Source organism: Bradyrhizobium sp. (assembly GCF_027307225.1).
Classification (GTDB): Bacteria; Pseudomonadota; Alphaproteobacteria; order Rhizobiales; family Xanthobacteraceae; genus Bradyrhizobium.
In genome coordinates this window covers 1-12,280 of record NZ_DAHUXJ010000058.1, presented here as the reverse complement: position 1 = coordinate 12,280, position 12,280 = coordinate 1, and the positions used below count along the sequence as shown (strand labels likewise).

12 protein-coding genes and 1 pseudogene are annotated in these 12,280 nt (G+C 61.2%); 5 read left to right on the top strand and 8 right to left on the bottom strand.

The features are described 5' to 3' along the window. Positions 1–25 precede the first annotated feature (25 nt). From M6D32_RS10100 to M6D32_RS10085, 4 genes and pseudogenes are all read right to left on the bottom strand, one after another. Positions 26–526, bottom strand: a pseudogene (locus M6D32_RS10100) (dihydrofolate reductase); the annotation flags it as partial. Between the two features lie 73 nt (positions 527–599). Then, positions 600–1,550, bottom strand: coding sequence for a polysaccharide deacetylase family protein (locus tag M6D32_RS10095; protein ID WP_298255756.1), 951 nt, complete (start codon positions 1,548–1,550; stop codon positions 600–602). A 145-nt stretch (positions 1,551–1,695) separates the two neighbouring features. After that, positions 1,696–3,339 (bottom strand): hypothetical protein, encoded by a 1,644-nt coding sequence (locus tag M6D32_RS10090; protein WP_298255755.1) that lies wholly within the window; start codon positions 3,337–3,339, stop codon positions 1,696–1,698. A gap of 241 nt (positions 3,340–3,580) precedes the next feature. Next, positions 3,581–5,395, bottom strand: coding sequence for a L,D-transpeptidase family protein (locus M6D32_RS10085; RefSeq protein WP_298255754.1), 1,815 nt, complete (start codon positions 5,393–5,395; stop codon positions 3,581–3,583). 412 nt (positions 5,396–5,807) lie between these two features. On the opposite strand from M6D32_RS10085, the gene M6D32_RS10080 reads away from it, so the two are divergent. Next, a complete protein-coding gene (locus M6D32_RS10080; protein WP_298255780.1) occupies positions 5,808–6,299 on the top strand; it encodes a CreA family protein in 492 nt (163 codons plus the stop codon). A 149-nt stretch (positions 6,300–6,448) separates the two neighbouring features. Here M6D32_RS10080 and M6D32_RS10075 read toward each other — a convergent pair whose 3' ends face one another. Continuing rightward, a complete protein-coding gene (locus M6D32_RS10075) occupies positions 6,449–6,760 on the bottom strand; it encodes a DUF6719 family protein (RefSeq protein WP_298255753.1) in 312 nt (103 codons plus the stop codon). Positions 6,761–6,897: 137 nt separating this feature from the next. On the opposite strand from M6D32_RS10075, the gene M6D32_RS10070 reads away from it, so the two are divergent. From M6D32_RS10070 to M6D32_RS10060, 3 genes are all read left to right on the top strand, one after another. Next, a complete protein-coding gene (locus tag M6D32_RS10070; RefSeq protein ID WP_298255752.1) occupies positions 6,898–8,178 on the top strand; it encodes an ArgE/DapE family deacylase in 1,281 nt (426 codons plus the stop codon). Between the two features lie 134 nt (positions 8,179–8,312). Beyond that, positions 8,313–8,711, top strand: coding sequence for a PaaI family thioesterase (locus M6D32_RS10065; RefSeq protein WP_298255751.1), 399 nt, complete (start codon positions 8,313–8,315; stop codon positions 8,709–8,711). Positions 8,712–8,846: 135 nt separating this feature from the next. Next, positions 8,847–9,467, top strand: coding sequence for a GNAT family N-acetyltransferase (locus M6D32_RS10060; protein ID WP_298255750.1), 621 nt, complete (start codon positions 8,847–8,849; stop codon positions 9,465–9,467). A 43-nt stretch (positions 9,468–9,510) separates the two neighbouring features. Here the strand turns inward: M6D32_RS10060 and M6D32_RS10055 are convergent, their stop codons facing one another. The 3 genes from M6D32_RS10055 to fabG form a co-directional block, all read right to left on the bottom strand. Next, on the bottom strand, positions 9,511–9,813 hold the full coding sequence (locus tag M6D32_RS10055; protein ID WP_298255749.1) for a hypothetical protein: 303 nt from the start codon (positions 9,811–9,813) through the stop codon (positions 9,511–9,513). 110 nt (positions 9,814–9,923) lie between these two features. Further along, complete coding sequence (locus tag M6D32_RS10050; RefSeq protein WP_298255748.1) at positions 9,924–10,604, bottom strand: DUF2161 family putative PD-(D/E)XK-type phosphodiesterase; 681 nt, start codon at positions 10,602–10,604, stop codon at positions 9,924–9,926. A 209-nt stretch (positions 10,605–10,813) separates the two neighbouring features. After that, entirely contained in the window at positions 10,814–11,494 is a 681-nt protein-coding gene (gene fabG / locus M6D32_RS10045) for a 3-oxoacyl-ACP reductase FabG (RefSeq protein WP_298255747.1), read from the bottom strand. 232 nt (positions 11,495–11,726) lie between these two features. On the opposite strand from fabG, the gene M6D32_RS10040 reads away from it, so the two are divergent. Continuing rightward, positions 11,727–11,933, top strand: coding sequence for a hypothetical protein (locus tag M6D32_RS10040; protein ID WP_298255746.1), 207 nt, complete (start codon positions 11,727–11,729; stop codon positions 11,931–11,933). Positions 11,934–12,280 lie beyond the last annotated feature (347 nt).

Genomic DNA, 12,280 nt, shown 5'->3' with positions numbered 1-12,280 from the left:
TCGCAAGCGATTGCGGCCCCTCCGCTCGTCGCCAAGGCGTCACCGTGACGCCGTTGGTTTCGTCGAGAATCTGGCTTTCGCCCGGCTTAAGGCCGTGCTGCGCCAGGATTTGCCGCGGCGTCAGACGGGGCACGCCTAAGAACACGGGCTCTCCGCCGGGCAAGCGGACCTTTGGGGCTTCCGAAAGCCAGAACGTGTCGTAGCGGTCCAAGAACATGTCGAACACGTTAGGTCCGCCAATGATCGCAATCGTACCCGAATGAATGCCGGCATGGTCGCATGCCGCCTCGAACGACGCGCCGGCCGGATTCCAGAGTGTCGCTTTCGGATTGGAGGGGTCGTGGGCGGTGCCGGCGACCTTACGCGTCAGGATAATCCGTTTTCGATGCGGCGAATTCGGCTGGCCCTCTTCCGAATGACGGCCATGGACGATCAGCTCGGCGGAATCGAGCGCGGCCGTAAAGAACTGCTTGTCGCCCTCGAATTTCAGCGTTTCCGGCATCACGTGGCTCGTATCCGCCAACATCCCGTCGGCGGACACGATCACGTAGCCATCGATCTTGAATACCGTCACAGTGCTGTCGCGACCCGGTGAGGCGCTATTCCGAAATCGTCTGCACCACGCTCGATACCGGCCGTGTGCTCACGGTAGGCAGCTTGGTGTCCTTCAGAAGTTCTTCGTCGTATTGCGGAAGCGTTTGAACGGGCGCCTTGGGCTTCATCCACACGACCTTGTAGCCGCCTTCCTTCAATCTGCGCAGCAAGGTAGGCAACGCCTCGGCGGTATGCTTGTGGAAATCGTGCAGCAGGATGATGCCCTTGCCGAGCTTGTCGAGCTTCTTCATCGTGACGTCGATGACCTGCTGCGCGTTCTTTGCTTTGAAGTCAAAGGAATCGAGGTCGCAGGAGAAGATCGCGATATTCCGCGTGCCGAGATAGGTCACCATCTCCGGCGGATGTTGCAGCGCGGGGAAGCGGAAGAACGGGGCAGGCGCGACGCCCCCGAGCGCCCACTTCACGGCCGAGAAGCCCTTCTCGATCTCTTCCTTGCGCTGGTCTTCGGTCAGCTTCTTGTTGTTGAGATTCGCGTGCGACCAGGTGTGGGTCCCGATGGTGTGGCCGGCCGCGGCAACCTCCTTGAGAATTTCGGGATAGTAGGTCGCGTGTTTGCCGATCGAAAAGAAAATCCCGGTCGTGCACTCGTTGGCGAGAGCCTTGAGGACGGCGGGCGTGTTCTCCGGCCACGGGCCGTCGTCAAAGGTCAGCACGACCTCCTTGTCGCGCAGGAAGTCGAGCTGCTTGAAGTGCTCGAAGCCGAATCCGGGGCCGCCCGTGGTGTCGACCTCAACGACGCGGCTGATTCCAAGTGCGTCGGGATTGGAACACGGCATCTTGTTTAGGGTGGGGGCCGCCGGCACAGGTGTTGCGGCGGTAGCCTGGGTAGCAGCGGGCTTGGCGTCGGTCTTGGCGGGCGGGGTTTGCGACCATGCCGCTCCGCTCGCGCAAAATGAAATCACGCCTGCAACGATTAGTCCTGCCGCCGTCCGCATCCTGGTTTTCCTTGCGCTCTGACCGCGCCTTCTGCGCGCGGTTTCCCCACCTGATCCATCATAGCCGAGTTGCGGCTTAACGCCATATCGGCTTTGGCGGGTCCGAGCTTCTCCGGTGCTGCGGTTCCCAGCGCGAGAACGGATATCAGCTTCGCCCTGCGGGGCACCAGGGCAGCGGCATCAGCGGCAGGTAATACTGGTTCCACTCGCATATCGATTCTGGCCCGCGGCGCATGAAGGCGTATTTGACCGGCTCGGCCTGACTGATCGCGATCTGCAGGGTGAAAAGAACCAGCGCGATCGGATAGGCCCATTTTTGAAAGCGCAGGTCGGGCATCCGATCGAGCAGCAGCGCGCCGGCGAGGATGATCAAGGGGTCGGTGAAGATGAAGTATTCGGACTTCAGCCCTCGCCGCACGCCGAGCGCATCGATGCCGACCGCTGCCATCAGCAGCAGGAAGGCCTGGATCGCGGCCTGCCTCTCGCCGCGTAGCCTTGCATAGACGATACCCGGCACGATCAGCCAAGTGATGAAAACGGTGGGGCGAGGAGACGAGTGCAAGACGAAAGAATAGCGTGCCGCGACCGAGGCGAGACCATCGAGCAAAAGCCGGAAGATGGCACTGGCACTTGATTGGCTTGCCGCCGCAGACGTTCCGGCATCGACGAACTTCAGCATCTTCTCCAGTGGATTGAAGACTGCAATTACGTTGTTGGCGTTGTAGTCGATGTTGAGCATCAGCAGCGCTAGCGATGCACCCGCCGCGACGGCAGCCATCGACGTTACGGTCTCTGCCGCGCTGATCCGCCAGAGTGCCGCATAGGTCAGCAGGCATGCGCCGATCACGACGAGAAGCAGCAGTTGATAGATTCCAAAGCGGCCAAGCAGCAATGCGTGAAATCCGGCCGCATCAAGCAGCGAACGGTCGAAGCCGGTCGTGATGAGCGGCCATGCCATCCATACCGCGACGATCGCGGCAACCACCGCGACAAGGGCCGGTAGAAACGCGGATCGGCCGTCGCGCCAGAAGGCGACGCTCGCGCCTTGTGCGCCTCCAAACGGTAGGCTGAGAAAGGGCAGTGCCGCGATCAGGAGGACCGCTTGCACCTTGTTTTCCAGCCCCAGCATGCAAAGCGCGGCGGCGAGCGCCATCCACAGCGGACGCGCGACACTGGCGCGGCGCCCGACCACAATCAAAATCATCAGCGCGAAAATGACCGGGCACGCCGCCACGAGTTCGGTACGCAGGATCCGCTCATGCACGGCAATCCCGCCGGAAAAGGCGAATGCAAAAGTTGCGATCAGGGCAAGACGCCGGTCGCGGACGACGGCACGGATCAGGCTGGCAAAGATCAGCACACAGGCGCTTGCGGTCAGCCAGGCGAGCAGGCGACCGGCGCGAATGGCGTCGGTCATGGCAGCATCGAAGGCTTGGGGATTGGAGGCCGGAGGCATGGTCGACAGCGACCATGAGCCGAGAAGGCCGAACGCGTGCAACATCTCGAACCAGGCCTTCACGGAAAGAATGGTGACATAGCCGGTGTGGTCGAAGAATTGCTGCGGCTTGCCGTCGTTGAGAACAAGCGCGTTGTAGACGACCATCAGATCCATATCGGCATTGCGCCAGTAGACCAGCGCGTAGCCGCAGAGAAAAAACGAGGCCGCAAGGCCTGCGACAATTGCGGTCAGTCCCAGCCGCCAGCCAAGAAAGGTAAGCGGCGCCAGCGCATCGCGGCCTGTGCCAGATTGCGATCTCAGCGCCGAAGTCAGTGTCGGGGATTGGTCCATGCCGGCGGTCTTTTAGCGCATGACGCGGAAAAGGAGGAGCCGGTTTTCCCTTGCTGCGAGCGCCTGAAAAAGGCGCTAGTGGAGTGGATTTGACATTCGCTACCCGCCTCGCCGCGAACTCGCGAAACGCGAATGTCAAATCCGAAACTCCACTAGAAACATATAATTGCTAGTGGTCCTTTGATTCTAACATTCGCAAAGGTACCTGCTGAGAAGGGATGCGAATGTTAGAATCGGACCACTAGCGCAGGGAGACGATGAAATCCGTTCCCTCGCCGGTTTCGCCCGCGGCGATGCCCTGGTCGGAGACGATGATCGATCCACCGGTGGAGACCGCATCGTAGATCTTGGCCATGACTTCGGGAGGCAGGCTGAGGCGGTCCAGCGCTTCGGCGGGCGTGTCGGGTACAGGTAGCGGCTTGGCTTCGGCCCGGGCCGCGCCCACGAATCTGTGGCCGCGAGAAGTGCGTTCTCCGGCGTGGCGCTCGGCCGATTTCGACAGGGCGGGCAGCGACACCACCGACCAATGCAAGACATTGGCGTCGTGGCTATCGACCTGCGCGGTGAAAATATGCGTGCCGAGCGGACGCGTGTCGGCCGTAATCGTCACCGGAATCTGGAACAGCGGCGCGAAATTCTGCCGGATGTAGAGTTTCGAGTCCTTGCGGCTGACGAAGACCGCAATCTGCCCTGAGCCCCGGAACGCAAAGCCTGCATCGGCCTTCGGCGAAGCAGACTTGGCAAAGTCGCTCTTGAGGTCATCCTTGAGCGGCGCCTCAGCCGTTGCCGCGGGCGAGGTTGCATGATCGACCGGCGGCGTGGCAGCGACCGCGGGTGCGGCATCGGTCGGCTTCTGGCTCGGAACTTCCGCCGTGACATCGCTCTTTGGCGCCTCGGCTGGAGAGCCGCTTGCCGCCCTTGCGGCTCGCGCGTCGTTGTGCTTGGCGGCGTTTTTTGCGGGTGCGGTCTCAAGCTTTGAGGCAGACTCAGTCTTTGAGGATGACGCGTCGGCACTCTCGGCCGGCTTTGCGTCCGAGGAAGTCACATCGTCGCGCTTTGCGGTGCTCGGATCAATCGCCGATTTCGGAGCGCTCGTTGCAGTCGTGGCTTTCGAGGTTTGCTGATCGGAGGCGGTTGCCTGAGCAGCCTGCGGTGCAGGGTCGCTCGCCGGGACACCGCCAGTCGCTTCGTTCGTTATGAGCGCCGCCGGCAGTGCGCCGCTGGCGTCGGCGGTCTTCAATGCCGCCGAAGGTAGGGTCTCCTCGGTAGCGGATTTGATTGGCTCGACGTGAGCGATCCTGGATCGCAATTCGAATTTCGCTTCGGTGGCGTTCGCCAGCGCGCTTGCCTCTGGCTCGACCGGCTTTTCCGGCGCTTGAACCGCAGCCATGTCCGTCTTGCTCTCCTGCATCGTCACCGGCTGTGGCGCGGCCTTGATCGTCGCAAGCAAGGGATGAGAGAAGCCCGCAGGGGTTATATCACCCGGCGTGATGATGACGCGCGCGCCCATCCGGGTCCAGCCATACATCTTGACGGCGAAGGCCGTGGGCATACGAATGCAGCCGTGCGAGGCCGGATAACCCGGCAGCACGCCGGCGTGCATGGCGACGCCAGACCAGGTGATCCGCTGCATGAACGGCATCGGTGCGCCGCTGTAGATGTTGGATTTGTGGAATTTCTGCTTCTGGATGATGCTGAAAACGCCCATCGGGGTCGGGTGGCCGGACATACCCGTCGAAACAGGCGATTCCGCGTACAGGCCGTTGGCGTCGTAAAGGCGCAGCTTTTGCTGCGCGATGGAAATCGAAATAATCAGCGGCCCTTGCGGTTTGAATTCTTTCTGAAGAACGGCACGAGTCTTTTTATCGCCATGGTGGGCTCCCTTGGCGTGGCGCTGCTGTGCCTTCGGTGCTGGCTCCCTGACGACGGGCGCTGAATCTTCCCAATAGTAGATGGTAGCTTTCGCTTGCGGCGCGAGGCCCATCGTTCCGGCCGCCGCAAAAATGGCGAACTGCCAAAACCGCCCACCCCTAAAGCCAACCCCGTGTCCGCTCACGCGTGTGCCTTCCGTTTTCCAGCTTCTGGTTGAGTGTTGCAGACGAGGTACGCCTTCACCAGTTGAACGCCTTGGAAGCGGTGATCTGTCCCCAAGCGTAACAAAAAAGCCTCACTTAATGTTAACGCCACGCTAATTCAGGACCTTTCCGCCGGGCCGGCCGGCCCCTACATCGGGGGTCCACCTCATTTGACAGCTCCGTTGGAAAATCCGCACCCATTACCATCAGCCGTCGATCGACCCGGGTTCCCAGTCAAACCCGCGGTCGATCAACGGGTTGCCGACCCTTTTGATCCCGATCTTCGGGGACGAAGGTGTTCACGTCATCGCAGTCAGGTTAGAGGAGGCTTCCATGCCATGCGCCCCACGGCAAACTTATGACCGAAGATTGAGAATCAGCCTCCTGTTGCTGATGGCAGCTCTGCTGGCCTCGGCGGCAACGGCTGCCCTAGCGGCGGACGAGCCCGACTTGATCTTTCGCCGTTCCACGGTGTTCAAATTGCTCAGCCCCAACGACAAGCTTGCGACCTATGGCGTTGACGATCCCGAGGTTGAGGGCGTGGCCTGTCACTTCACGGTGCCCGAGAAGGGCGGCGTCAAGGGCTGGCTGGGCGTGGCCGAGCAGGTCTCGGATATTTCGCTGTCGTGCAGTCAGATCGGGCCCATCCATTTCAAGGAAAAGCTGGGGCAGGGCGACGACATGTTCCGGCAACGTCGCTCTTTCTTCTTCAAGAAGATGCAGATCGTTCGTGGCTGCGATGCCAAGCGCAATGTGCTGGTCTACATGGTCTACTCGGACAAGCTGATCGAAGGTTCGCCAAAGAATTCGACCTCGTCGGTGCCGATCATGCCTTGGGGAGCAGCCGACAGTACGGTGCAGAAATGCGGCGAGTTCATCCAATAGCGAACGAGTCGTTTTTTCGGCGCCGTCAGTCCCTGGAAAGCTTTTGCGGCTTGCCCGCGTCCCTGTCAGTCATGGGGCGAACTCGTCCGAATGACTGATGAGGCCATTGGAATCGACCGGCCTTTCTGATTTGAGGCGGCGGTCCGTCTCTACCTCACCGGCCGGTCCGGTTTCATCTTGGGCCCGGTGCGGGGGACGCACTTCCGCGCCCGAACCACCCCGGCTTCTCCCATCTTGGCACCCGACACTTCCTTGATCTGGCCCGCGGGACACGTTCCGTCGTCGATTCTTACGCGCTGCCCGAGCTTCAAATCGAGGATGTCCTGCTCACGCGAGAGAACCGTCGCTTGAGCCGCGGAGGCAAACGCCAGCAGTCCCAAAACGGCCAGGAAAGCGAGCTTTCCCGTCGCGACCCGGTTGCCGAAGCGCGCGGGCAAGAATGTGACATGACGTTCGGTCATCGAAGATTTTCCCGTGGCAGCAAAGTCCAGAAACAGAGTCTATCGAGACGGCGGTGATTCTCAAACCACACCGAGTATGCCGGGCGAGGTTCGCTGCTATAATCGCCTGGTCAGGACTGACGGGGAACTCCGGGGCGATGAACTCAGACGATATCACACAGAAGATCCAGGATGCGGTCGATGCCAATTTTGACGCGCAATTGGCGACGACCCGCGATTTTGTCGCGATTCCTTCGACGCGCGGCGCGGAGGGCCCGTGTCAGGACATGATCGCCGACCTCCTGCGCGAGCGCGGCTACGAAGTCGACGACTGGCACATCGATGTCGAGGACCTCAGGGAACTGCGCGGCTTTGGCCCGATCGAGCACGATTTCTCCAAAGCTCGCACCGTTGTCGGCACCTATCGGCCGGCGAGTGACCGCGGCAGGTCGCTGATCCTGCAAGGCCACTGCGATGTCGTCCCCGCCGGACCGCGCGACATGTGGGAAACGCCGCCGTTCGCTCCGGTCGTAAAGGACGGTCGCATGTACGGGCGTGGCGCGTGCGACATGAAGTCCGGCACCATTGGCGCGCTTTATGCGCTCGACGCGATCAGGGCCGCCGGCCTCAAGCCGGCTGCGCGGATTCATTTTCAGTCGGTCATTGAAGAGGAAAGCACGGGTCTCGGCGCGCTCTCAACATTGCAGCGCGGCTATCGGGCTGACGCCTGTTTGATACCGGAGCCGACCAATGGCAAGATGGTGCGCTCGCAGGTCGGCGTGATCTGGTTTCGCCTGAAGGTGCGCGGTCATCCCGTTCATGTGTTCGAGGCGGGCAGTGGATCGAACGCCATCACTGCGGCGTATCACCTGATTCAATCGCTGCAGCAACTCGAGGCCGAATGGAATGAGCGCGCCAAAGCCGATCGCCACTTCGGCAAGGTAACTCATCCAATCAACCTCAATCCCGGTATCATCAAGGGCGGCGACTGGGCCTCGAGCGTGCCAGCGTGGTGTGACGTCGATTGCCGGATCGCAATTCTGCCCGGCTGGTCTGTGGCCGACTGTCAGGAAGAGATTCTGAAGTCCGTCGCCGCGGCATCGCGAGGCCATCGCTTCCTCGCCAACAATCCGCCCGGCGTGGAATGGTGCGGGTTTCTTTCGGAGGGCTATGAGCTGAAGGACTCGTCGGAGGCGGAAGCCGCCTTCGCGAAAGCATATGACGCGGTTTACGGCGGCGCGGTGCCGGAACTTGCCTTCACCGCGCTGACGGACACGCGCTTCTACGGGTTGAACCACAACATTCCGTCTCTGTGTTTTGGTGCGAGCGGCGCGGCAATGCACGGCTTCAACGAATATGTCGATCTCGAATCCTTGCGCAAATCGACCAAGGCTACGGCGCTCTTCATCGCCGAATGGTGCGGGGTGGAAAAGGTGTAGCCGCCAGTGTTTCTTCGGTTTCGAAGTTCGAAACGTGGCTCCGTAAAATGCTACGAACTTCGGAATCGGGACACTAGGTGGCAGTTGAAAACCTCGCGTCCGGGCTTTGAAATGCGCGCGTGGGAGGACAGCGAATGACGCCGCTTGAAAAAATTCAATCAATGAAGATGCCGTTTGCGGAATTGAAGGGCGTGACCTTCGTCGAAGCCGGCAAGGACCGCGTCGTGGCGCGCATGCTGGTCCGTCCCGACCTCTGTACGCTCGGCCACATCGTTCATGGCGGAGCGGTGATGGCATTTGCGGACTCGGTGGGCGCGGCCGCAACGGTGATCAATTTACCCGAGGATGCCAAAGGTACGACAACCATCGAAAGCAAGACGAACTTCATCGGCGGCGCGAAGGAGGGGATGACCGTCATTGCGACCGCGACGCCGATCCATCGCGGGCGGCGCACGCAGGTCTGGCAAACGCGGCTTGAAACCGAAGACGGCAAGCTCGTCGCGGTGGTGACGCAGACCCAGATGGTCCTCTAGCTCGGGCTGCAATCGCGGCGATTAACGATGATCGCGCCGGGGCCGAACGCGGCCTTGCATTTCATGTTGCAATGCACAATATGAGTGGTCTAGGGATTCGACGCCTCCTCGAGGGCTGCCACGAGGAGATTGGACGTGAACTACCAAGACGTTGCCGCTTCGACCGTTGCCAAGGGCACGGTTCGGGCGCTCAGCCAGCGGGAAACGCTGACGCTATTGCGTGAGCATCTGTTGAGGCTTGATCATGCAAGCCGCCATGACCGGTTCCACGGTTTCATCGATCATAGCTTCATCGAGCGATATGCCGCGAAATGCGCGAGCGACGGTACGCTCGTCATCGCCTATCTCGAAGACGGCGTGGTGCGAGGCGCCGCGGAACTTCATCCACCGGAAACGGCACAGGACCTTCAGCCCGAGATTGCTTTTAGCGTGGAGGCGGACCTTCGTCGCAAGCGCATCGGCAGCATTTTATTCCGAAAGCTGATCGAGGAAGCGCGGACCGAAGGCTATCGCACGTTGCGGATTACCACTGGCGCGCAGAACGACGCGATGCGGGCGCTCGCCAACAAGTTTGGCGCGCATCTGACCTTCCGTCATGGCGAATCCGCAGGGACGATTGACCTGGAACAGCAGCCTCAGCCGGAAAAGGTGCGAGCGGCAGCTATCACGCCGATCAATGCCGCCCGCGCGGTCATCCAGTTTAATCGCGCTTGCTGGAAATTCTTCCTGGGGCTTTACGGCTGGAAGATTGCGTAGCGGGCGAACGGCGGCGCCGACTTCTGGACGCGCCGCAATTGCCTTAAGTGCCGGTCCGCTTATCGTTGCCGAATTTGCGCACCACGCGACGTTCGACCACGACAGAACGCTGCGCGCCCTGCTCGCCGGCGATCACGCGGGTTGCGGAACGTGCCTGGATGCGGCTCGTCTTCTTGACTTCGGCAGTGACCGCCTCGATCGGCATGCCCATCAGCGAGGCCGCGATTTCCGCCTGCTCGCTCAGGTCCTCGGTGATGCCGGCCGCCGCGAAGATCGCCTCCTCGAGCGTAGGCGGATCACGCCGAACGCGCCGCGGTCCATATTTCGTATTCCAATCCTGGCTCATCGCCGACCCCATCATTGTCGCGGCCGATATCTAGGGATGGTTATGGTGCATTGCAATATGAAACTGGTGTGACAACTCAGCTATGCAGGGTCGGCTGTGCATGCGGTCAATCACGGTGCGACCTCAACGCCGGCGGGCTCGATCGGTTGCTGCGGCCAGCGTTTGAGCGCCGCACGTCCTGCGTCGGTCAGAGCATAGACCCCGCGCTCAATGCGTTCGAACCAGCCATACACGTTGTGCAGCAGAATCTTTGACGCGTCTGGAATCGCAGGCTTGAGATCACGCACTTTGCGTGCGCCGGGCGATAGCGCAGAGGCGCAGGCCAGCGCCTGCTGGCGATAGGCGGTCATGATCGGGGCGCGGGTGCTGCCGCCGAGTGCAGGATCGCCCTGGCGCTTGCGATGCTCGGCGATCAGGCGCGAGCGCCGTTTGTTGTCGCGGCGAGGCGTTGTGGTCGGAGAGACGATCACCTCGACCGTGCCCGATTTTGTGACCGCAAGCATCCCGAAACCGAGGCGGCGGCAGAGATTGCGATAGCGCGCGTCGCTCTCCCGGCCCTTGCCGCGTTCGGAGAATTTGGCGGCGAGCCAGACTTCGTCGCTCGCAGCGGCGCGATCGACCGCCTGCAAGATCAGTTCGAGATTGAAGGAAAGCTTGAGTTCGCCGATCACCACGACCGGAGGCTCGTCGCCGGAAAGTGCGACGAGATCGCAGCCGCCGATCTCGCCCTTGACCGTAAAGCCAAGCTTTTCGAGAAAGCGTTTGACGGGCAGATAGAGCGCGGTTTCCAAGACGAAACTTTCCGGAACGGGTCTGAGCGACTCACCGGCTCATTTTACCCCAGATCAGCCTTCTAACTCTGGCCGGAATTGATCGGGCAGTGCTTGTGCAGGTATTCCGCCAAAGGGATCGATTGCGGGCGTAAGATGATCAGAAATGGGCTCTACCACATCACTGCCGAGATGCTTGACGGCATCAAGGGCGGTGACCAGGGCGCGCCCTACACGCGTCCGTTGACCGGAAGTAGCGCCCCCGTAACCGCGCTTGCCGCACCGCTCACGAGAAACAGGATGACTTCGGCCAGCTCTTCCGGCCTGACCCATTTCGCAAAGTCCGCATCCGGCATGCTGGTGCGGTTGGCGGTGGTGTCGATCGTCGATGGCAGAACGGCGTTCACGGTGATCTTGCCCTTCCATTCGGCGGCAAGGGCCTCGGTGAGGCGGTGTACGCCCGCTTTCGACGCCGCATAGGCGCCCATGCCGGCGCCTGCCTGGATCGCGCCCATCGCGCCGACATTGACGATCCGACCGGCATTGGATTTGCAGAGGTGAGGGATCGCCGATCGACAGGCGTTCAGCGCGGTCAGGACATTCAGCGCGTACATTCGTTGCCAGGTCTTTGGATCGCTCTCGACCGCCGTCTCGTAGGCAAAGCCGCCGGCGATATTGACCAACGCGTCCAGCCTGCCGAAATGCGAAACGGCTGCATCGATCGCCTTGTTGGCCGCGGCGGCATCGGTCAGGTCGACGCCGCCCAACTCGATCCGTTCGGCGGTGGGTTTGATCGCCGATGCGGCGTAATCGATGCCGGCGACCATCGCGTCTTTGGCAAGCGCCGAAGCCACCACGACCCGGCCGAGCGCGCCCGAGGCGCCGGTCACGACCACAATCTTTCCGTGCATAGGGGATCTCCGGGGCATCAACGCCAGGACGAGAACATCTCGTTAGAAATATCGTCGGCCAAAAATCGGTTGGCAATGCGGCCAAACCGACCAGCGGCAGCCCGGTTTTGCCGGGAAAGGCTGCAATTTGGCTCCGTTTTGGCGGTCGTTAAAATTTGCGCGGCTTTTGTAAGCGAACTTCAGACCAATCCCGGTATAGCGGGGTTTCGTGCAATTGAGGGGTTGAAGCATCATGTTGAAACATTTGCCGGACCACGGCTTGCCGCTCGTCCAGCTCAAGGAGCAGCGGCGGGACCTGGTAGTCGCGCTTCAGAACCGCAACGGGCCGGTCAGCAGCTGGGAGTTGATGCAGATCGCGGCGGTTCAGCAGGCGATCTCCGCGTTCGAGGACGTCATCGCCGATCTCGATGCCGAAGCCGAACTGGACGCAGCCGCCTAAAGTCGATCTGGCACGTCTTCCCTGACGTTCAAAAGCCGACGGCGGCCTGCCGGCCGGAGAATCCTAAAATTCAGAATCACCGCGCAATCAGGCATTCGTGTCCTGGCGGCCGATCGTCCCTAGTGCTCCGATTCCGAAGTTCGTATCATATTGCGGCTCCACGTTTACGAACTTCGGAATCAAAGGAGCACTAGCCAATTATATGATTCTAGTCCAATGGGAGACCCCCCGGCTCTGCCGGGGTGGCAGTAGAAGTTTGACATTTCCAGCAGTGGCCCATCGACGAAACGCCCCGACTCGTGAGCCACCACGCGCACGAAAAGGAGTTTCGCGATGGGCCTGTACTT